Origin of the sequence: Erwinia sp. V71, assembly GCF_965644245.1 — a bacterium.
In the GTDB taxonomy this organism is placed as follows: Bacteria; Pseudomonadota; Gammaproteobacteria; order Enterobacterales; family Enterobacteriaceae; genus Erwinia.
In genome coordinates this window covers 1-19360 of record NZ_CBFFRK010000082.1, presented here as the reverse complement: position 1 = coordinate 19360, position 19360 = coordinate 1, and the positions used below count along the sequence as shown (strand labels likewise).

The following is a 19360-nucleotide window of genomic DNA, read 5'->3' as shown; positions in this document are numbered from 1 at the left end:
CAGAGTCCATGTTCGCGAAAGTGTCCATGGTAGAAAACACGGGCAAAAATAAAAGACGGTCTGGATGAGACGCTTACGCCAGTGATTCATATTCGCCATGCAGATGCCGACCCCGCTTCACCGCTGTCACGCGAAGCGCCAGGTTATCAGGTGATGCCCTGCGCGCAGGAACTGGCGACGGAATCTGTGTTTATCAAAAGCACGTCCTCCGCATTTGCCTCCACAACACTGGAGAAATATCTGCGTGATTGCGGCATCACCCAGCTACTGGTGACTGGCGCGGTGGCTGGTTTTTGCGTCAATTCCACGGTGCGTGCCGGTGCTGACCTTGGTTTTCGGATGACGGTCATCCATGATGCGGTGATGGGTTTTGATGTCCCTCCTTCCCCCCTGTCGGCACAAACTATCTTCGATGCCACTATGGCGCTGCTGGCGGCGGATTTTGCCACACTTATCGACACTGCCAGTGTGCTGGCGATGTATCCGGTGTGATACAGAAATATTGATATCCCCCGACCCGCTGTTAATGTGTCAGGTTGTGAAACTCATTCATAACAGGGAGATATTGATGATGCTGGTCAGAACATGGCACGGTTGCGTCCCTCTGCAGTATGCGGAGGGATTTGCCAGACATCTTGAGATGACGGGTGTGGAGCATGCACAGCGTACCGCGGGCAATCTGGGCGCTGCCGTACGCCGGGAAACGCAGGGTGAATGGGAGCACTTCTTTCTTGCGACTTACTGGCAGGATATTGCTGCGGTAAAAGCGTTCGCCGGAGAAAACTACCACGTGGCTGTGACGTATCCGGATGATGAGCAGTTTGCGCTGCTCTCTGATCCTTATGTGTTCCAGCATGAGGTGCAGGCGATTTCCCCTCTTTAATGTGATGTGAACGCGGCGCTGCTTGTTCAGTGTCGCGCTTAACAGCAACGTATTTTTTGGCATGGCGAATAGCGCTGTTTTTATTTCAATATTTTTGAATAAAAACAGCAAATAGTTCAGCTTTTATCCGCGCGTGGTCAGGTCTATTATTTCTAATATCGAGGCGGTTCGGCCTCTTATGATAAAAAACTACTGAGGAATATGACCATGAAATCAATCAAAACTTTCGTTGCAGTATCTGTACTTTCTCTGATCTCTTTCGGCAGCTTTGCTCAGACTATCAGCGCAACTGGCCGTAGCCTGGATGATGCTGAGTCTGTAATTGCCGCGAAAGCGCAGGCTGAAGGTGCATCAGGTTACCGCGTGATCAGTGCTCAGGCGAACAACCTGGTGTATATGACCGCTGAACTGACCAAATAAGTATGACGACATTGCTGGAAAGGCCGTTGCAAGACGGCCTCCCGTCGAGAACGCCATAAAAAAAACCGCCCTGTGTGATGCCTGGCGGTTTTTTGTTTTTTGCGGGATTGCGTGGGGATTACTCGATGTTCTGGATCTGCTCACGCATCTGCTCAATCAACACCTTCAGCTCAATTGCTGCGGCGGTGATATCGGCATTAATCGATTTTGACCCCAGGGTGTTCGACTCGCGGTTAAACTCCTGCATCATAAAGTCGAGACGGCGGCCTACCGCTTCTTTCTTCTTCAGGATGTTATAGGTTTCTTTAACATGCGCATCGAGGCGATCCAGCTCTTCCGCCACATCGATACGCTGCGCCATCATCACCAGTTCCTGCTCCAGACGGTTGTTCTCCAGCTGGACTTCCGCTTCTTCCAGTTTGCTGACCAGCCTTTCGCGTTGCCAGTTCAGGACTTCCGGCATCTGCGCGCGTACTTTTTTCACTTCCTGGCTGACACCTTCCAGACGCTGTTCAATCAGTGCCTTCAGTGCCGCGCCTTCGCTTTCGCGTGCTGCGATAAAGTCATCAATCGCGCCGTCCAGCGTATTCAGCAATTCTGCGGTGATAGTGTCAAGATCCTGATCCTTCGCTGACATCACACCCGGCCAGCGCAGAATATCCAGCGGGTTAATCTCGCCTTCGTCGCTCTGCAGTTTCACCCAGTTCGCGGCTTTGACCAGCTGTTTCGCCAGGGTTTCATTCAGAATCAGTTCGCCCTGGGCGCTTGGGTCAGCATCGAAACGCAGGTTGCATTCGATTTTGCCGCGCGTCAGGCGGGTACGCAGGCGCTCGCGGATTACCGGCTCTAAGCTGCGGAACTGCTCCGGCAGACGAATATAGGTCTCCAGGTAGCGTTGGTTTACGGAACGGAGTTCCCAGGCTGCGTTGCCCCATTCGCCTTTAGTTTCACGCCGTGCATAGGCGGTCATACTGCGGATCATTTTGCTTACCCGAATAAAAGAAAGATAAAGGAATTATAACGATGCCTGGGCTGGGGTAACAGGAAAAAGAGGAATTATGCAGCGAAAAACCATGATGCCGCATAGCGTTTTTACCCTGAGCTTTTATTATGTGTGAGCGGCCAGTGGCGTCGCGTACCGGTGATAGCTGTCTAATTTCAATAAGGGATGCAGATGCAAAAAATAATTAATCCGCAGCGGGTGAAAGTGATGCTGGTTGCCAGCGCGTTGTTACTTGGCGGCTGTGTTGCACCGGCCAAAAAAGCGGTGCCGCCAGTTGCACCTGTCACAGCCTGTGCGCAGGGTGATGCGATGACGCAAACCACCCTTTACTTCGGTTTAAACCGCCCGGCAGGGCCGGCGATCACTGCCACCGAGTGGCAGGCCTTTATCGATAATGATGTGACGCCGCGTTTTAAAGATGGCTTATCGGTGTTTGACGCTAAAGGTCAGTGGCTGGGTAATGATGGCAAACTGGCGCGCGAAAACAGCAAGGCCCTGTTGCTGATTCATGGCACGGATAAAGAGAGTGAAGGGCGGATTGAAGCGCTGCGCAGTCTCTATAAACAGCGTTTTGCCCAGGATTCGGTGATGCGCGTGGATGCGCCGGTGTGTGTCGCGTTCTGATGGTTAATTCTCTCCCCCATAAAATGGGGGAGAGTCAGGGAGGGGGAGCAAACAGGCACGGTGTTGTGCGTTCCCCCATCCCGCCTTCCCCCGTTACCGGGGGAAAGAGCATTACAGCATCAGTCCGGCAAAGGCAGCGGAGAGCATACTCACCAGCGTCGCGCCGTACACCAGCTTCAGACCAAAGCGTGACACCACATTACCCTGCTTCTCGTTCAGCCCTTTAATCGCACCGGCAACAATACCGATAGAAGCAAAGTTAGCGAACGACACCAGGAACACGGAGAGAATGCCTAAACCGCGCGGTGTCATCTCTGCGGCGATCTTTTTCAGCTCGATCATCGCGACAAATTCATTCGCCACCAGCTTGGTCGCCATGATGCTGGCGGCCCGCAGGATATCCGGTGCCGGAATACCCAGCAGCCAGGCGAACGGATAAAAGACATAGCCAAGGATCTGCTGGAAGCTGATGCCAAATACCGCGGAGAACAGCGCATTCACCGCTGCGATCAGCGCAATAAAGCCAATCAGCATCGCCAGAATAATCATCGCCACTTTAAAACCGGCGAGAATATATTCGCCCAGCATTTCAAAGAAGCTCTGATCTTCATGCAGCTTTTCCAGTTTCACTTCGGGTTCATCACCCACTGGTGTCGGGTTGATAATCGACAGCACAATAAAGGTGCTGAACATATTCAGAATCAGCGCCGCCACCACATATCGGGCGTCGATCATCGTCATATACGCACCGACAATCGACAGCGATACCGTCGACATCGCCGCCGCCGCCATCGAATAGAGACGACGCTGGGAAATATCCGCCAGCACGCCTTTATAGGCGATAAAGTTTTCGGACTGACCGAGGATCAGACTGCTGACGGCATTAAAGGATTCCAGTTTGCCCATGCCGTTCACTTTCGACAGCAGAGTGCCCACCACGCGAATCACAATCGGCAGAATACGCCAGTGCTGCAGGATACCAATCAGTGCCGAAATAAAGATGATCGGGCAGAGTACGCCGAGGAAAATAAACGCCAGTCCGTCTTTACTCATGCCACCGAACACAAAATTGGAACCTTCTGCGGCGTAGGAGAGCAGTTTTTCAAAGAAAGCAGCGAAATGGCTGACCAGCCAGGTGCCGCTGTCGGAATGTAAGAAGAACCACGCCAGCGCGCCTTCAATAACCAGCAGTTGCACGATATAGCGTGGACGGATTTTTTTGCGGTCACTGCTGACCAGTAACGCCAGAGCGAAAATCACCACCAGCGCCAGAATAAAATGGATAAGGTTCGACATATTGCATTCATTTTGCGGAAGAAAGACGCATTTATACACAGCTGGCGCTTTTTTTCATTAAATCTCTGTTGAGGGAATGAAAAATAATGGTGTGCAAAGGGTCGGTAGGCAGCAGGGCGCGAAGTCCGTATAATGCGCAGCCAAACATTTAGCAAGCCGGAGAGAAACCATGCGTCCAGCAGGCCGTAGCGCACAACAGGTGCGTCCCGTCACCATCACCCGCCACTACACCAAACATGCCGAAGGCTCTGTGCTGGTTGAATTCGGTGATACCAAAGTGCTGTGCACCGCCACGATTGAAGAAGGCGTACCGCGTTTCCTGAAAGGTCAGGGACAGGGTTGGGTGACGGCGGAATACGGTATGCTACCGCGTGCGACCCACAGCCGTAACGCACGTGAAGCCGCGAAAGGCAAACAGGGTGGACGCACGCTGGAAATTCAGCGTCTGATTGCCCGTTCACTGCGTGCCGCGCTGGATCTGAAAGCGCTGGGCGAGTTTACCATCACCCTCGACTGCGATGTGCTGCAGGCCGATGGCGGCACCCGCACGGCGTCGATTACCGGTGCCTGTGTGGCGCTGGCCGATGCACTGAACCACCTGGTGGCGCAGGGCAAACTGGCCGCCAGCCCGATGAAAGGCATGGTGGCGGCGGTGTCCGTGGGTATCGTTAATGGTGAAGCAGTGTGTGATCTCGAGTACGTTGAAGACTCTGCAGCTGAAACCGATATGAATGTGGTGATGACCGAAGATGGCCGCATGATTGAAGTGCAGGGCACCGCTGAAGGCGAGCCGTTCAGCCACGATGAGCTGTTACAGCTGCTGGCGCTGGCGCGCGGCGGCATCGACAGCTTAATTCAGGCGCAGAAAGCAGCGCTGGCAAACTGATTTTTACAGGCGACCGCAGAGTCGCCTTTTTTTCGCAATCGTGTTGAGGAGAGAGAGTGATGAAAGCCTGGCAGCGCCAATTTATCGAGTTTGCCCTGAACAAGCAGGTCCTGAAATTTGGTGAATTCACCCTGAAATCTGGCCGTAAGAGCCCTTACTTCTTTAATGCCGGTCTGTTTAATACCGGACGTGACCTGGCGCTGCTGGGCCGTTTTTACGCACAGGCGCTGGTGGATTCCGGTATCGATTTCGACCTGCTGTTTGGCCCGGCATACAAAGGTATTCCAATTGCCACCACGACCGCCGTCGCGCTGGCAGAACATCATGAGCGTGATGTGCCATACTGCTTTAATCGTAAAGAAGCCAAAGATCACGGCGAAGGCGGCACGCTGGTGGGCAGCCCGCTGGAAGGGCGCATTATGCTGGTGGATGATGTGATTACTGCGGGAACCGCGATCCGCGAATCGATGGACATTATCAGCGCCCATGGCGCCACCCTGGCTGGCGTACTTATTTCGCTGGATCGTCAGGAGCGCGGACGTGGTGCGATCTCTGCGATTCAGGAAGTGGAGCGTGATTATCAGTGTCAGGTGACGGCCATTATCACCCTTAAGGATCTGATCGCTTATCTGGAAGAGAAACCTGAGATGGCGAATCATCTGGCGGCAGTACGCGCTTATCAGCAAGAGTTCGGTATCTGACCATTGCCGCAGGCTGGCGCAGAGGAGAGCGCGTGGAAAACCATTTATTTGCCGGCAAAGCCGCTACCGCCGTAGGGCGTGCCGTTCGACGGTTACAGGTGCAGGGGCAGATTTCTGCGGATAGCCACCATGCGATCTTACAGGCCATCGGCGCACGCCCGGACGCGCAGGGATGGTTACTTTTTCTGCGCGCCACCTTCGCACTGGCCGGTTTGTTGTCGCTGGTCTGCGGTATCATCTTCTTCTTCGCTTGGAACTGGCAGGCACTGCCGAAACTGCTGAAGTTTTCCCTGCTGGAAGGGGCGATTATCGCGCTGGCGGTGATCGTCTGGTGGCGCTGGGCGCAAATCAGCGCCCGCCTCGCACTGCTGGCTATCGGTATGTTAATCGGCGTGCTGTTTGCCGTGTACGGCCAGGTCTATCAAACCGGTGCTGAAAGCTGGACACTGTTCCGCGCCTGGGCAGTGGCATTAACGCTGCTGGCCTGTTTTGCGCGTATGACGGCGATGTGGTTTTTCTGCTGGCTGGTCGCCAATATCGCTTTCCTGTTCAGGCTGGATGGCTGGCTGGATCTCCCGTTAAGTCACACCACAAATCTGCTGTATCTGCTCTATCAGCTGGCTCTGCTGCTGGCGCTGGTGGTGTGGTATGCACTGACCCGCAGCAATAACTGGCTGTTTCGCGTAATGCTGTTCTGGACGCTTACCATTCTTACCATGGCCTGCGGCAGTATAATCATTGACGACGCGCAGCCGGTCAGCTGGCTGAGCGTATTGCTGTGGTGTGCTTCGCTACTGGCGGGGTATTGGCTGTTTTACCGCCGCCAGCGCGATCTGTTTATTCTCACCTGTGGTCTGTTCAGCATCAGTTTTTTACTGGTGGCGGGTGTGATGCGCCTGCTGATTGGTGTCGATATTGTGCTGACATTCGCGGTGGCGCTGGTCGTGCTGTGCTTGTGTGGCGCGCAGGCCAGCCGCTGGATGATAAAATGGCGCGCGGAAAGTCCTGACGATTTAACGCCGAAGGACAGCGCTGAACGGCAACACCTCTTACAGCGGCTGCAGCAGCAATCCTTACTGACTTCACAGCAGGTGGCAGATTTACAGCAGGATAAGGGGAGTGAGCTGCCGTGGTATGTGCGTGTGGCGCTGGTGGTCAGTGGCTGGTTTGCCGGGATTATCGCTTTTGCCATGCTGGTGCTGGCCTGCTTCCTGTGGGGGCAGTTTGATGATTTTAATGTGGCGACCTTCGCCTTTATCGCCGTGATCAGTGGTGTACCTGGCTGGCTGTTATTGCGTCAGCCAGGACTTGCCCGCCGCCAGATGGGACTGTGCTGGGCCATCGCCTGTACTTTCAGCAGCTGCACGGCGGTCGCACTGTGGGTGGATGACCGCAGCTGGATCAGCGGGCAAATGTGTCTGGCATTTGTCCCGGCACTGGCGCTGCTGTTTATGCTGTTCCGCGACCACTTTTACCGTTTTCTTAACAGCGCCGCGCTGGTCTTTTTCCTTGTTGGCGGATTAACCTGGCTGAACAGCGCCTTACCCGTGGCAGCATCTGCCGCGATTACCGTGGCTGTGATTCTGGCGGCGATTGATGACCGCTATGCCTGGCGACTGCGGCCGTGCCTGCTGGGTGCCAGCGTCGGGATGATGGCACTCTGTTTCTGGGGGTCAGTACCACTGCAGAGCCTGGTGCTGATTGATGAGATTGCCCCGCGCGGCGGTGATTTCTCGACACTGAATGAAGGGATTACCGGCGGATTACTGATCGCAGCGTTACTGCTGGGCCGCCGTGACCGCATGCCGGGTGCATGGCCGCTGCTGCTGATCGCTACGGTACTGGCAGCAATTAGCCTGGTGGCCCCCGGTATCGCGCTGGCGTGGTTGCTGCTGTTGCTGGCGCGTTACCAGAACAGTAAATCCCTGATGCTGGCTGCCGCCGTATTGCTGGTGTTGTATACCGTTGACTGGTATTACTTCCTTGGTATTTCGCTGCTGGATAAATCGCTGATGCTGTTCGCCGCAGGCGCTGTGCTGCTGTTGATCTCCCTGCTGGCACACTGGCGTTTGCAGAGGGGGGAATATGCGTAAAGGATTATTATTGGGCGCGTTGCTGCTGATTCTGCTGGCAACCAACCTAGCGATTTATCAGAAAGAACAACTGCTGGCGCATGGTGGTGTGGTTAGGCTGGCACTGGCGCCGGTTGATCCGCGGGCGTTGCTGCAGGGCGACTATATGGCGCTGAATTATGCGCTGAATAACCATCTGTCAGTGGATGAGCAGCCAGAGAATCGCCGTTTAATTGTCACGGTGAATGCGCAGCATGTAGCGGTCGACGCGGTATGGGATCGCGGACAGCCTTTAGCTGACAATCAGCGCTACCTGCAGACGCATCAGGGCAATCGCCAGCTGGGCGTTGCCAGTGACGCGTGGTTCTTCGAGGAGGGGCATGCGGATGATTTTGCGATGGCGCGCTATGGTGAGTTGCGTGTCGATGAAGAGGGAACGGCGCTGCTGGTGGCATTGCTCGATGAGCAGTTAAAGCCGTTAACCGCAGCGCCGAAGTGATTACACCAGCTGTGCCGCCAGCAGCGGCCAGCGTGCTTCGAATTCCACGGTAGGACGGTAGCGGAACTCAGAGCGCACGAAACGCGACAGCATCCCTTCACAGAACGCCAGCAACTGGCTGGCGAGCAGGGTTTCATCGGTGGTGAATCCGCTGCCTTCACGCATTTTACGTTCACGCATCACCTGGCGTAACTGCACCTCAATACGTTCAAACAGCTGGTTGATACGCCCCTGCAGGCGATCCTGTTCAAACATCAGTGCATGGCCTGTCAGAATGCGCGTCAGACCAGGATTTTTTTCGCCAAAGCCCAGAATCAGCTGCACAATCAGACGCAGACGCGCCAGTGTCTCTTTTTCATCATTTAAAATCAGGTTAATGCGCGACGTCAGGCTGTCTTCAATAAATTCGATCAGGCTGTCAAACATCCGCGTCTTGCTGGGAAAATGGCGGTAAAGTGCCGCTTCAGAAACGCCGACACTGGCAGCCAGTTTGGCGGTGGTAATGCGCTGGCTACCATCACTCGATTCCAGCATCTGCGCCAGAGCCTGTAATATTTCTTCGCGACGGTTCCCTTTCGCACTCTTTTTTTCTGCCATGACTTCAAAGACCCCTGAAAATTCACGATAAACGGGCAAGTACCCACGCAACATCCGTGAGAGGGTGTCTCACGGCATTACGCGTTAATAACTTTAGTTACGAGGGCTGTACGTTATGCGTTACTGGCGGCCTGAGTGGCCAAAGCCACCTTCACCACGCGCGCTGGCGTCAAAATCGTTCACCAGATTAAACTCGGCCTGCACCACAGGAACAAACACCATCTGTGCAATACGTTCACCGGGTTGCACGGTGAAGCTGTCCTGGCCGCGGTTCCAGACGGAAACCATCAGCTGTCCCTGGTAATCGGAGTCGATCAGACCCACCAGGTTGCCCAGGACCACGCCGTGTTTATGACCCAGGCCGGAACGTGGCAGGATCACCGCAGCCAGCGCCGGGTCGGCGATATGAATGGCTAATCCGGTAGGGATAAGGGTGGTTGCACCTGGCGCCAGCTCAATGGCGGCATCCAGGCAGGCGCGCAGGTCGAGGCCTGCTGATCCCGAGGTAGCATATGTCGGCAGCGGAAATTCGTTGCCGACACGTGCATCAAGAATTTTAACGTCGATTTTTTTCATCATAACGGCTGACAATCTCGTCTATTAACTGTTGGCCAAGGAGTGACTTATCGCTGAGCGGTAAGGCTTTATCTCCCTCCTGCCAAAAAAGGTGAAGAGCATTGGTGTCGCTATTGAAACCCTGCTCGGCTTTTGACACATCATTGGCGCAGATTAAATCCAGATGTTTTCGCGCACGTTTTTGTTGGGCGTATTCTTCCACATTCTGGGTTTCAGCGGCAAATCCTACCACAAAGGGTCGGCCTTCTGTCAGTGCACCGACACCTGCCACAATGTCGGGGTTTTTTACCATGGTGAGAGTGATCTCATCACCCTGTTTTTTGATTTTTTCCCCGGCAATGACCGCGGCGCGGTAGTCAGCCACGGCGGCACAGCCAATAAAAATGTGCTGGCGCGTAACGTTCGTCATCACCGCCTGCTGCATTTCCAGTGCGGTGGTGACATCGATGCGCTTGACCCATGCCGGGGTTGGCAGGTTCACCGGACCGGCGACCAGCGTCACACTGGCACCACGTGCAGCGGCAGCAGCAGCAATGGCAAAGCCCATTTTCCCGGAGCTGTGATTGCTGATAAAACGTACCGGATCAAGTGCTTCGCGTGTCGGACCGGCAGTAATCATAATGTTGAGATGTTGCAGGTCGTTGACGGGGGTCGCCCATTTCACGGCATGATCGACAATCGCCAGGGGATCGAGCATGCGCCCCGGGCCAATATCACCACAGGCCTGGCTGCCGCTGTCGGGTCCCCAGATCAGCACGCCGCGTTCCGCCAGCGTGTTCAGGTTGTGCTGAGTGGCGCTGGCGCGGTACATCTGCTGGTTCATGGCTGGTACGACAGCAATCGGCGCAGCGGTCGCGAGGCAAATCGTGGTGACCAGGTCATTGGCCATCCCGGCGGCAACGCGTGCGATAAGGTCGGCGGTGGCGGGCGCCAGAATCACCAGATCTGCCCATTTACCCAGCTCGATATGGCCCATGGCCGCTTCTGCCGCCGGGTCGAGCAGGTCATCATAGACCGGAAAACCGGAAACCGCCTGCAGGCTCAGTGGGGTGATAAACGCTTTTGCCGCTTCGGTCATCACCACCCGTACTTCCGCACCGCGATCGCGCAGGCGGCGTACCAGATCTGGTGCTTTATAGGCAGCGATGCCGCCACTTACGCCCAGTACGATGTGTTTCCCGGTTAATCCCGTCATAGTGTTATCCGCCATCATTACAGTCAGTCCGACGCGCGAGCAGCGCGTTACGATTTGCGTATTTTATCACACTCTCTGTGAACAGCCCTTTAGCATCCCGGCACCTTTGCGAGCTGTCCCGCAAGACGACACTTTACCACTACTTGCCTGTGTTTGGGCATAGCATACTGTGTTTTTAACCAGTAGGAGAGCGGCGATGAATGCACTATGCCCCCACATCATGCCACGCGAGAAGCTACAACTGATGGGCGCTGAAGCGCTGTCTGATGTGGAATTGCTGGCGATTTTTTTACGTACCGGATCGGTTGGACAATCGGTGATGGCGCTGGCACAGCAGCTTTTACACCATTTTGGCTCATTGCGCCGGGTCATGGCGGCGGACTGGCAGGAGCTTGCGACGATCAAAGGCATGGGCGATGCCAAGATGGCGCAACTGCATGCGGTGTCTGAGCTGGCGCGCCGGGTATTTCGCGAGCATCTGGCGCGTGCAGATGTGCTGGCGAACCCGCAACTGACCCATGAATACCTGCTGGGTATGCTGGCGCATCAGGAGCGGGAAATTTTTATGGTGATTTTTCTCGATAACCAGCACCGGGTGATTATATCGCGCGAAATGTTTGCCGGTACAATCAGCAGTGTCGAGGTACACCCGCGCGAAATTGTGCGTGAAGCGTTAAAAATCAATGCCGCAGCCATGATTCTGGCGCATAATCACCCCTCCGGCATGGCGGAGCCCAGTCTGGCTGATCGAGATATTACCCGGCAGATTATCACTGCAAGTTTGTTATTGAATATAAAAGTATTAGATCATCTGGTGGTGGGGCAGGGCAACTATGTCTCCTTTGCCGAGCGTGGCTGGATATAAAGTGAGCAATACGCGCCGCATACGACAGGTTTTCTGACCAGCTGCGGCTATTTTGCGCGATCCAGCGGGATCTTTATCTGTTCGGGACTTGAGCACTGGCGCTACAGGGCGTATACTACGCCACCTTTGAGAATCTCGGGTTTGGCGTTTGGGCCTGCTCAGCGGGTTCACATGGAACTCGCCTGGATGGGCTAAGAGCCTGACGAGGCGGCCAAAACCTTATTTTTAAAGCTCGAGCTGATTTGATTTTTGGAGAATAGACATGTCACGAGTCTGCCAAGTAACTGGCAAGCGTCCGGTGACCGGTAACAACCGTTCCCACGCAATGAACGCGACGAAACGCCGTTTCCTGCCGAACCTGCACTCTCACCGTTTTTGGGTTGAGAGCGAAAAGCGCTTTGTTACACTGCGTGTATCTGCTAAAGGTATGCGTGTAATTGATAAAAAGGGTATTGACGTTGTTCTGTCTGAACTGCGTGCCCGTGGTGAGAAGTACTAAGGAACTGAATCATGGCTAAAGGTATTCGTGAGAAGATCAAGCTGGTTTCTTCTGCTGGTACAGGTCACTTCTATACCACCACTAAGAACAAGCGCACTAAGCCGGAAAAACTGGAACTGAAAAAATTCGATCCAGTTGTTCGTCAGCATGTGATCTATAAAGAAGCTAAAATTAAATAATTTTAGTGACTTAAGAAAAAACCCGGCTTCGGCCGGGTTTTTTTGTTTTAGCAGAGCATCAAACACAAGGAGTTGGCATGCCTGAGTTACCTGAGGTAGAAACCAGTCGTCGTGGTATTGAGCCGCATCTGGTCGGCGAAACGATTTTACATGCTGTGGTGCGTAATGGTCGCCTGCGCTGGCCGGTATCACAGGAAATTCATGCATTAAGCGATCAGCCGGTATTAAGCGTGCAGCGCCGCGCCAAATATCTGCTGCTGGAACTCCCCACTGGCTGGATCATCATTCATCTCGGCATGTCCGGCAGTCTGCGCGTCTTGCCGGAAGAGATCCCGGCAGCGAAACACGATCATGTCGATCTGGTGATGAGCAATGGCAAAGTGCTGCGTTATACCGATCCACGTCGTTTCGGCGCCTGGTTATGGAGTGTTGATCCGCAGGCCAGCAACGTGCTGGCGCATCTCGGGCCGGAGCCGCTCAGCGAAGCATTTAATGGTGACTACCTGTTTGAGAAATCGCGTGGCAAACGCACGGCGATTAAACCCTGGCTGATGGATAATAAGCTGGTGGTGGGCGTGGGAAATATCTATGCCAGTGAGTCGCTGTTTGCTGCCGGGATCCTGCCTGATCGTCAGCCAGGTTCACTGAATAAAGGGCAGTGTAAGCTGCTGGTCGAAACCATTAAAGCGGTACTGCTGCGTTCAATTGAGCAGGGCGGCACCACGCTGCGCGACTTCTTACAAACCGACGGCAAGCCGGGCTATTTTGCGCAGGAGCTGCAGGTGTATGGACGGGCCGGGGAAGCCTGTCGGGTGTGCGGCACGCTAATTGAAAGTGCGAAACATGGGCAGCGCAGCACCTTTTTCTGCCGCGGCTGTCAGAAATAATCACGGTGGCGTGATGTGATCACGCCGTCTGTGTCAGCCCTGCAGTTTTTCCATCAACGCCTGGTGAACGACGGCAGGCAGAAAGGCCTGGACATCACCCTGATGGCGTGCCACTTCTTTGACCAGTGAGGAAGAGATAAAGGAAAACTCTTCTGATGGCATCAGAAATACACTTTCCAGCGTTGGCAGCAGGTGGCGATTCATATGCGCCAGTTGCAGTTCATACTCAAAGTCTGACACCGCGCGCAAACCGCGTACCAGCACATTGGCATTCTGCGCTCTGGCGAAGTTGGCCATCAGATCGCTGAAGCCCACCACCTCAACATTCGCAAGATGTGATGTAACCTGTTGTGCCAGTGCCACGCGCTCGTCCAGCGAGAACATCGGCTTTTTGCTCGGGCTGGCGGCGATGGCCAGCACCAGTTTGTCGAACATCAGCGCGGCGCGCGTCACGATATCGAGATGACCATTGGTCATCGGGTCAAAAGTGCCGGGATAGATCGCTTTGGTACTCATAAGCTACCCTTGTCAGCTGACTGGTTCAGCGCCCACAGCGCCGCGTATTTGTTAAAGGTGTACTGCGCATTCACCGTCGCCAGCAGCCAGCCCTGTTTGCCATCAAGAATACCGGCGCGCAGTACCAGCGTTTTCATAAAGGCACCCAGCGTATGGCCAAAGATGGCAAACACTGAGCAGGTTTTTCCCTGCTGGTGACGCTGTCTGGCCCAGGCTTCCGCATAGGCGAACTGCTTACGCTGGAAGGCGGCGAAATCGCGGCAGGTAAGGTGCTGCAGATCACCCCGCAGCGGCACCACGTGCGCATCACGGGTGTCCAGCGACTCATGCACCTGATGATCATTGTAGTGGTAGTCGCGCGGGTAAAGGCGGGTGACGCGATCAGGATACCAGCCGCTGTGGCGCATAAAGCGCCCGAGAAACAGATTGCGTCGCGCGATACTGTATACCGTATGCGGCTGCGGCGTGGTCAGGACACGCTCAATCGAGGCGCGCAATTCAGGGGTGACCCGCTCATCGGCATCGATCATCAAAATCATTTCACCACTGGCGTAGCTTTGCGCCTGCTGGCGCTGACGGCCATAGCCGGGCCAGCTGTCCGAATGATAAACCTGAACGTTGTGCTGACGGGCGATCTCCGCGGTGGCGTCGCTGCTGCCGGAGTCGAGCAAAATGATTTCGTCGGCCCAGCTCACTGACGCCAGGCAATCTGGCAGCAGTTCCGCCTCATTTTTGGCGATCATCACCACCGAAAGTCGTTGGCGAGAGGTCATTTAATGATTCCGTGGTGGTAAATGGGGTTCGAGTAACTGTAGCAGACGCTGCAGCGCGCCCTGGTTCTGATGCAGCACGTCTACCGCGTGGCGACCGTAATAGCGGCGATAGTCATCATCGGTGAGCAGGTTGCCGATCTCTTTATCCAGCGAGGCAGCATCGGTCACGGTGATCAAACCGTCCGCCTGCTGCAGTTTGCTGCAGATATCTTTGAAGTTAAAAGTGTGTGGTCCCATCAGCACCGGAATGGCATGCGCGGCTGGCTCCAGCGGATTATGTCCGCCACGTTCCACCAGGCTGCCGCCGACAAATGCCAGATCGGCAATCCCATACAGCAACATCAGCTCACCCATGGTATCGGCAATCACTACCTGAGTGCTGCCGGACGGAATTTCACCGCTGCTGCGCAGTGTATAGCTGAAGCCCGCTTTTTGTGCCATGTCGCGTGCGGTGTCGAAGCGTTCCGGGTGACGTGGTGCCAGAATCAGCAACAGGTCAGGGAAACGCGCCAGCAGCTGGCGGTGCGCGTCAAACACCACGCTCTCTTCGCCTTCATGGGTACTGGTGGCAATCCAGACCGGGCGACGCGGCGCCCACTGGCGGCGCAGGGTCACGGCACGTGCCGCCAGTTCTGGCGTCACGGAGATATCAAATTTCAGGCTGCCAGTGACAGCGAGGTGAGAGCGCTTTAAACCGAGACCGATAAAGCGTTCGCCATCTTCCGCATTCTGCGCGGCGATCAGGGTGATTTTCTGCAGCAGACGCTGCATAAATTTGCCCAGTTTCTTATAGCCCGCGGCGGAGCGCTCGGAAAGGCGCGCATTAGCAATCACCAGCGGAATGTTACGCTGATGCAGCGCACGAATAATGTTCGGCCACAGCTCGGTTTCCATGATAATCACCAGTCTGGGGCTGGTGGTATCCAGGAAGCGGTTGATCGCGCCAGGCAGGTCGTAAGGCAGATACACGTGATGGACATCTTTACCAAACGCCGATTGCGCGCGTTCAGAACCGGTAGGCGTCATCGTGGTGACGGTAATCGGCAATGTCGGATAGCGATGACGCAGTGCTCGCACCAGCGGTACGGCGGCAAGGGTTTCTCCCACTGACACTGAGTGCAGCAGGATACCGTCCGGTTTGACCTTACCCTCACAAAAACCATAGCGTTCCGCCCAGCGTTTACGATAGGCAGGGGCTTTACGGCCGCGCAGCCAAAGGCGCAACCAGATCAGTGGCTGAATGAGGTAGAGCAGGGCGGTATAAATTGTCGTCATACTAATTATTTTTGCGACACAAATGCGTCAAATAGTAAACCGAAAAACAATGCGGCATGTTAGCAGATAACTTGCCCGTGCTCATCTTACTTAATCATGCTGTTGCAATACTTGTTGATACAGCGCATGTAATTCAGCGGCCAGACGTTGCGGCGAATAAGGCAAAATTCTGGCGCGTGCAGCCTCTCCCATCGCTGAATCCGCTGATTTTAACGGAATTCGTGTAACAGCCAGGTTTAACGCTTTGATATCTAATGCGTCACAGACAAAGCCTTCCTGCCCGTCGGTAATAAATTCCGCGCCGCCGCAACCGAAGCTGGTGATAACCGGTAACCCGCACGCCATCGCTTCCAGGATGACATTCGGGAACGGGTCATACAGTGTCGGCAAAATCAGGCCGTCCGCCGCATGATAGAATGTGATGACATCCTGCTGCACGCCGACAAAACGGATTCGGTTCAGGCAGTTAAGCTGGTTTGCCAGTTGCTGATAACGGCTCAGCTGCTTGTCCTGACCGACGACAATCAGATAGCGGTCACTGTTGGCGATCGCCTGAATCGCAGCGCGCAAGCCTTTACGCTCAAAACCAGAGCCGACATAAATCAGCGTGCAGGCATCCTGCGGAATACGCAATTGCTGGCGCGCAGCATGGCGGGTGGCGTCGGTTGCCGGCTGAAAACGCTGGGCATCAATGGCGTTATAGATCACGGCAAACTTCTCTTCCGGTACCTGGAAGCAGCGAATAATGTCCTGCTTAACCATCTCTGAATTGCAGATGATTTTCTTCAGTGACGCAGAGCGAAACATCTCCTCTTCCGCATGCATGACGTAGCGATGGTACGGACTTAACCGGGTTGTCAGGCGTTGCAGCGGGGTGATAATCCGTGCGCGCTGCTCCAGCCAGACACGGTGTACACCATCGCCCGCACGGAAAATATCGCAGCCGGCGATGCGTTCATGGCTCTGCACGATATCAAATTTCTCCTGCTGCCAGCAGGCGCGCGCAGCAACGGCAAAACCGCGTTCACGCGAGATGCGTCCCCATTTTTTCGGGTTACAGATATGCAGATGCCAGTCCGGGTTTGGTGTACCCTGCCAGCTGCGGGTAATAATGTTGAGATCGAGCTGATCACCGTCGAGCGCTTCCAGCGCGCGTGAGATAAAGCGTTCTGCACCGCCGTCAGGGCGATACTTCTGTCTGACGATGGCGAGGCGGACTTTATTCATTGAGAATGCTCCTTGCTGGGGTAAGTTAGCGAGTCTGACTCAGCGCCAGATACTGCTGGCAGATCGGTTTAATATCATAACTTTCCAGCGCCTGCTGGTTAATCACGGGCTGCTGTTGCCAGATTGCCGCCATTTTTTCCGCCAGAGACTGTTCATTCATCTCTGCCAGTGCCTGCTCCAGCCCCACTTTATGCAGGATCTCCGCAGGGCCGCCCGGGCAGCGTGTACTGACAACCGGGGTGCCGCACAGCATCGCTTCAACCAGCACATTGCCGAACCCCTCACTGTCTGAACTTAGCACCAGCAAACGTGCATGTTTAATCAATGGGAAGGGATTCGCCTGAAAACCGGCGAAAACGACGCGATCCGCCACACCAAGCTGTGCAGCGAGGGCTTTCGCCTGTGTCAGTTGTGCGTCGGTGCCGGTGCCCAGCAGCAGCAGCGGTGCCTGAATGCCGGAGAGCGCATAGGCTTTGATCAGGCGGTCATGGCGTTTAGTGAGATGAAAACGCCCGACATGTACCAGGTAGTCACTGCCTTCACGTTCGCAGGGTTGAGCAGCTTGTTGCTGCAGCGCCTGGATATCGAAGGGATTATTAATCACGGCAGTCCTGGCGGGTGTGACGCCGATATGGTGTTGCAGGTCGTCACTGATCGCCTGCGATACCGCGACGATATTTTTTCCCTGGTAGATACTGGCCATCTTGCGCCGCTTCAGCCAGCGATCAAGCCCTTTGCGGTGCCCAAGATAAGAAGTGGAAAGAATGCCATGGATGCAGAACCAGAGCTTTGCCGGGTTGATGCTGCGACAGCGTGTGACGATACGGTCGGTCTTGTGCAGGCTGGAGAAAACCAGATCGAAATCACCGTGGCGCTGCTGCTCAGCAATAATCGCCTGGTCCAGCGCGCGGGCACGGCGTGTCAGTTCAGTCAGTTTGCGCCAGGGCTTGCGGCTATCGCTCTGCACGACCTGGTAATTCACGCCGTGCGGGATTGCGTAATCGCACTTTTCTGCCAGCGAAAACAGGCTGACAGCATGCCCCATCTGCTGCATGCCCTGGCATAATGTAAGCACTACTTTTTCTGCGCCGCCGCCTGGCAGGCCATCAATAATCATCAGGATACGCATACATTAATCCATGGTTGGAAGGGGACGCGGCAACGGGCTATGCCAGCAACTTTCGTGCTGCCGTCAGCACGGTCTCGACAGGAATAGCGTCAAGATAACGTTCGCTGGTACGGGTATCCACCTGATCCGGATCGGGTAGCGGTCCGAAGTCACCGGCCCAGATCACCTCACCTTTGACCTGCCATGGTCGCCAGAATACCAGCTTCGACGGGCCAAACAGCGCCACGCAAGGTGTCTGCAATGCTGCGGCCATATGCATTGGCACCGAGTCGACGCCGATAAACAGTCGGGCATGGTCAATCACCGCGGCCAGTTGCGGCAGGGTTAGTTGCCCGGCCAGTGAAATCACGCGATCGCTGGCGCGCATCTGGTTGATAATTGAGGAGACCATCTTCAGTTCACGCTGATCCGGCCCTGACGTCAGCACAAGAGTATGCCCGTCATCATGCAGCGCCTGCAGGGTTGCGGCAAATTTTTGCTCATCCCAGCATTTAAAGAACCAGCGTGATGTCGGCTGCACCACAATATAATCCCCGGTGGCGCCCAGCAGGGTCTGCACCTTTTCGCGATCGCTGGCGGCATAATGCATGGCCACATTGCTGGCGGGTTCCGCCAGTTGCAGCGGCGCCAGCACCGAGAGATTCTGCTCAACCGTATGCAGGCTGCTGTGATTTGCGATGGAGACAAGGTCGGTATGACACATCCGCCACCATGCATTGCGACGGCGGGGGAAATCAAATCCTATACGGCGGGGCGCGCCGGTAAAGCGGGCGATCATGCCGCTGCGCGATTGATCGGCGAGGTTAATCACCAGCGAATAACGTTGCTGACGCAGCGTTTTCATCAGTCGCCACTCCTGGCAGATCTGATGGCGCACCCCCTGTTTCTTCCAGTTACGGTCGATCGCGTAAATCTGGTTGATGTCAGGATGATTCGCCAGCATCGGGCGTGTCTCTTCGTACAGCAAAACATCAATTTTCGCCTGCGGGTACGCTTTGCGCAGCGAGTGGATCACGGGGGTCGTCAACAGCATATCGCCATGGTGGCGAAATTTGATCACCAGGATGCGGGTCACATTTGCCGGAGCAAGAGAGGGCGTCAGACTCATGGGTTATCGCTATTTATCAAGCCAGGGGCTGATTCTAAAGGAGTGCTCGGGGGATGGCTAGTCGCCCAAAGACTCCGCGAATTCAGATAATAAGTGCAACGCTTGGTCATGTGGATGGAGGGACGGTTAGCTACCGATAAGCTATCCTGC

The 19360-nt window shown here is 55.1% G+C and carries 23 protein-coding genes; 12 read left to right on the top strand and 11 right to left on the bottom strand.

What is annotated here, in order from left to right; all coding sequences use genetic code 11:
* Positions 1–81: 81 nt before the first annotated feature.
* From ACSZO1_RS15805 to ACSZO1_RS15795, 3 genes are all read left to right on the top strand, one after another.
* Complete coding sequence (locus tag ACSZO1_RS15805) at positions 82–492, top strand: isochorismatase family protein (RefSeq protein ID WP_437614223.1); 411 nt, start codon at positions 82–84, stop codon at positions 490–492.
* Between the two features lie 79 nt (positions 493–571).
* The gene (locus ACSZO1_RS15800; RefSeq protein WP_437614225.1) at positions 572–883 is read left to right on the top strand and encodes a hypothetical protein; all 312 of its coding nucleotides are present in this window, start codon (positions 572–574) and stop codon (positions 881–883) included.
* 207 nt (positions 884–1090) lie between these two features.
* Positions 1091–1303 carry a YdgH/BhsA/McbA-like domain containing protein gene (locus ACSZO1_RS15795; RefSeq protein WP_437614221.1) on the top strand — a complete coding sequence of 71 codons (213 nt, stop codon included), beginning with the start codon at positions 1091–1093 and terminating at the stop codon, positions 1301–1303.
* A gap of 118 nt (positions 1304–1421) precedes the next feature.
* On the opposite strand, the gene ACSZO1_RS15790 is transcribed toward ACSZO1_RS15795, so the two are convergent.
* Positions 1422–2285, bottom strand: a complete 864-nt coding sequence (locus ACSZO1_RS15790) for a YicC/YloC family endoribonuclease (RefSeq protein ID WP_437614219.1) — start codon at positions 2283–2285, stop codon at positions 1422–1424.
* Positions 2286–2477: 192 nt separating this feature from the next.
* Here ACSZO1_RS15790 and ACSZO1_RS15785 point away from each other — a divergent pair, with 192 nt between their 5' ends.
* Entirely contained in the window at positions 2478–2930 is a 453-nt protein-coding gene (locus tag ACSZO1_RS15785; RefSeq protein WP_437614217.1) for a DUF3574 domain-containing protein, read from the top strand.
* Positions 2931–3041: 111 nt separating this feature from the next.
* On the opposite strand, the gene ACSZO1_RS15780 is transcribed toward ACSZO1_RS15785, so the two are convergent.
* Positions 3042–4226 carry a NupC/NupG family nucleoside CNT transporter gene (locus ACSZO1_RS15780; protein ID WP_437614215.1) on the bottom strand — a complete coding sequence of 395 codons (1185 nt, stop codon included), beginning with the start codon at positions 4224–4226 and terminating at the stop codon, positions 3042–3044.
* 169 nt (positions 4227–4395) lie between these two features.
* Here ACSZO1_RS15780 and rph point away from each other — a divergent pair, with 169 nt between their 5' ends.
* From rph to ACSZO1_RS15760, 4 genes are read left to right on the top strand one after another with little or no spacing between them, the layout of a single operon-like run.
* A complete protein-coding gene (rph, locus tag ACSZO1_RS15775) occupies positions 4396–5112 on the top strand; it encodes a ribonuclease PH (protein WP_437614213.1) in 717 nt (238 codons plus the stop codon).
* A gap of 59 nt (positions 5113–5171) precedes the next feature.
* Complete coding sequence (pyrE, locus tag ACSZO1_RS15770) at positions 5172–5813, top strand: orotate phosphoribosyltransferase (RefSeq protein ID WP_437614211.1); 642 nt, start codon at positions 5172–5174, stop codon at positions 5811–5813.
* A gap of 32 nt (positions 5814–5845) precedes the next feature.
* On the top strand, positions 5846–7906 hold the full coding sequence (locus ACSZO1_RS15765) for a DUF4401 domain-containing protein (protein WP_437614209.1): 2061 nt from the start codon (positions 5846–5848) through the stop codon (positions 7904–7906).
* On the top strand, positions 7899–8384 hold the full coding sequence (locus tag ACSZO1_RS15760; protein ID WP_437614207.1) for a GDYXXLXY domain-containing protein: 486 nt from the start codon (positions 7899–7901) through the stop codon (positions 8382–8384). The genes ACSZO1_RS15765 and ACSZO1_RS15760 overlap by 8 nt, the downstream gene beginning before the upstream one ends.
* Here the strand turns inward: ACSZO1_RS15760 and slmA are convergent, their stop codons facing one another.
* From slmA to coaBC, 3 genes are all read right to left on the bottom strand, one after another.
* Positions 8385–8981 carry a nucleoid occlusion factor SlmA gene (gene slmA / locus ACSZO1_RS15755; protein WP_437614205.1) on the bottom strand — a complete coding sequence of 199 codons (597 nt, stop codon included), beginning with the start codon at positions 8979–8981 and terminating at the stop codon, positions 8385–8387.
* Positions 8982–9101: 120 nt separating this feature from the next.
* Positions 9102–9560, bottom strand: a complete 459-nt coding sequence (gene dut / locus ACSZO1_RS15750) for a dUTP diphosphatase (protein ID WP_437614203.1) — start codon at positions 9558–9560, stop codon at positions 9102–9104.
* Complete coding sequence (gene coaBC / locus ACSZO1_RS15745; RefSeq protein ID WP_437614201.1) at positions 9538–10752, bottom strand: bifunctional phosphopantothenoylcysteine decarboxylase/phosphopantothenate--cysteine ligase CoaBC; 1215 nt, start codon at positions 10750–10752, stop codon at positions 9538–9540. Before coaBC ends, dut begins: the two co-directional genes overlap by 23 nt.
* Before the next feature lie 196 nt (positions 10753–10948).
* On the opposite strand from coaBC, the gene radC reads away from it, so the two are divergent.
* From radC to mutM, 4 genes are all read left to right on the top strand, one after another.
* The gene (gene radC / locus ACSZO1_RS15740) at positions 10949–11617 is read left to right on the top strand and encodes a RadC family protein (RefSeq protein WP_437614199.1); all 669 of its coding nucleotides are present in this window, start codon (positions 10949–10951) and stop codon (positions 11615–11617) included.
* Between the two features lie 262 nt (positions 11618–11879).
* Entirely contained in the window at positions 11880–12116 is a 237-nt protein-coding gene (gene rpmB / locus ACSZO1_RS15735; RefSeq protein ID WP_437614197.1) for a 50S ribosomal protein L28, read from the top strand.
* Positions 12117–12127: 11 nt separating this feature from the next.
* Positions 12128–12295, top strand: a complete 168-nt coding sequence (gene rpmG / locus ACSZO1_RS15730; protein ID WP_001051798.1) for a 50S ribosomal protein L33 — start codon at positions 12128–12130, stop codon at positions 12293–12295.
* 77 nt (positions 12296–12372) lie between these two features.
* Positions 12373–13182: a bifunctional DNA-formamidopyrimidine glycosylase/DNA-(apurinic or apyrimidinic site) lyase gene (gene mutM / locus ACSZO1_RS15725; protein WP_437614195.1), complete on the top strand. Its 810-nt coding sequence runs from the start codon at positions 12373–12375 to the stop codon at positions 13180–13182.
* Positions 13183–13215: 33 nt separating this feature from the next.
* Here mutM and coaD read toward each other — a convergent pair whose 3' ends face one another.
* The 6 genes from coaD to rfaQ all read right to left on the bottom strand — a co-directional run bounded on the left by coaD (position 13216) and on the right by rfaQ (position 19210).
* A complete protein-coding gene (coaD, locus tag ACSZO1_RS15720; RefSeq protein WP_437614193.1) occupies positions 13216–13698 on the bottom strand; it encodes a pantetheine-phosphate adenylyltransferase in 483 nt (160 codons plus the stop codon).
* The gene (locus ACSZO1_RS15715) at positions 13695–14471 is read right to left on the bottom strand and encodes a glycosyltransferase family 2 protein (RefSeq protein ID WP_437614191.1); all 777 of its coding nucleotides are present in this window, start codon (positions 14469–14471) and stop codon (positions 13695–13697) included. Before ACSZO1_RS15715 ends, coaD begins: the two co-directional genes overlap by 4 nt.
* Positions 14472–15746 (bottom strand): lipid IV(A) 3-deoxy-D-manno-octulosonic acid transferase, encoded by a 1275-nt coding sequence (gene waaA, locus ACSZO1_RS15710; protein WP_437614189.1) that lies wholly within the window; start codon positions 15744–15746, stop codon positions 14472–14474.
* Between the two features lie 90 nt (positions 15747–15836).
* Complete coding sequence (locus ACSZO1_RS15705; protein WP_437614187.1) at positions 15837–16973, bottom strand: glycosyltransferase family 4 protein; 1137 nt, start codon at positions 16971–16973, stop codon at positions 15837–15839.
* A gap of 25 nt (positions 16974–16998) precedes the next feature.
* Positions 16999–18102, bottom strand: a complete 1104-nt coding sequence (locus ACSZO1_RS15700) for a glycosyltransferase (protein WP_437614185.1) — start codon at positions 18100–18102, stop codon at positions 16999–17001.
* Positions 18103–18139: 37 nt separating this feature from the next.
* Positions 18140–19210, bottom strand: a complete 1071-nt coding sequence (rfaQ, locus tag ACSZO1_RS15695; protein ID WP_437614183.1) for a putative lipopolysaccharide heptosyltransferase III — start codon at positions 19208–19210, stop codon at positions 18140–18142.
* Positions 19211–19360 lie beyond the last annotated feature (150 nt).

Coding starts and splice junctions, on each gene's coding strand:
- ACSZO1_RS15800 (WP_437614225.1), top strand. CDS start 572: ATGCTGGTCAGAACATGGCACGGTTGCGTCCCTCTGCAGTATGCGGAG.
- ACSZO1_RS15795 (WP_437614221.1), top strand. CDS start 1,091: ATGAAATCAATCAAAACTTTCGTTGCAGTATCTGTACTTTCTCTGATC.
- ACSZO1_RS15790 (WP_437614219.1), bottom strand. CDS start 2,285: ATGATCCGCAGTATGACCGCCTATGCACGGCGTGAAACTAAAGGCGAA.
- ACSZO1_RS15785 (WP_437614217.1), top strand. CDS start 2,478: ATGCAAAAAATAATTAATCCGCAGCGGGTGAAAGTGATGCTGGTTGCC.
- ACSZO1_RS15780 (WP_437614215.1), bottom strand. CDS start 4,226: ATGTCGAACCTTATCCATTTTATTCTGGCGCTGGTGGTGATTTTCGCT.
- rph (WP_437614213.1), top strand. CDS start 4,396: ATGCGTCCAGCAGGCCGTAGCGCACAACAGGTGCGTCCCGTCACCATC.
- pyrE (WP_437614211.1), top strand. CDS start 5,172: ATGAAAGCCTGGCAGCGCCAATTTATCGAGTTTGCCCTGAACAAGCAG.
- ACSZO1_RS15760 (WP_437614207.1), top strand. CDS start 7,899: ATGCGTAAAGGATTATTATTGGGCGCGTTGCTGCTGATTCTGCTGGCA.
- slmA (WP_437614205.1), bottom strand. CDS start 8,981: ATGGCAGAAAAAAAGAGTGCGAAAGGGAACCGTCGCGAAGAAATATTA.
- dut (WP_437614203.1), bottom strand. CDS start 9,560: ATGATGAAAAAAATCGACGTTAAAATTCTTGATGCACGTGTCGGCAAC.
- coaBC (WP_437614201.1), bottom strand. CDS start 10,752: ATGACGGGATTAACCGGGAAACACATCGTACTGGGCGTAAGTGGCGGC.
- radC (WP_437614199.1), top strand. CDS start 10,949: ATGAATGCACTATGCCCCCACATCATGCCACGCGAGAAGCTACAACTG.
- rpmB (WP_437614197.1), top strand. CDS start 11,880: ATGTCACGAGTCTGCCAAGTAACTGGCAAGCGTCCGGTGACCGGTAAC.
- rpmG (WP_001051798.1), top strand. CDS start 12,128: ATGGCTAAAGGTATTCGTGAGAAGATCAAGCTGGTTTCTTCTGCTGGT.
- mutM (WP_437614195.1), top strand. CDS start 12,373: ATGCCTGAGTTACCTGAGGTAGAAACCAGTCGTCGTGGTATTGAGCCG.
- coaD (WP_437614193.1), bottom strand. CDS start 13,698: ATGAGTACCAAAGCGATCTATCCCGGCACTTTTGACCCGATGACCAAT.
- ACSZO1_RS15715 (WP_437614191.1), bottom strand. CDS start 14,471: ATGACCTCTCGCCAACGACTTTCGGTGGTGATGATCGCCAAAAATGAG.
- waaA (WP_437614189.1), bottom strand. CDS start 15,746: ATGACGACAATTTATACCGCCCTGCTCTACCTCATTCAGCCACTGATC.
- ACSZO1_RS15705 (WP_437614187.1), bottom strand. CDS start 16,973: ATGAATAAAGTCCGCCTCGCCATCGTCAGACAGAAGTATCGCCCTGAC.
- ACSZO1_RS15700 (WP_437614185.1), bottom strand. CDS start 18,102: ATGCGTATCCTGATGATTATTGATGGCCTGCCAGGCGGCGGCGCAGAA.
- rfaQ (WP_437614183.1), bottom strand. CDS start 19,210: ATGAGTCTGACGCCCTCTCTTGCTCCGGCAAATGTGACCCGCATCCTG.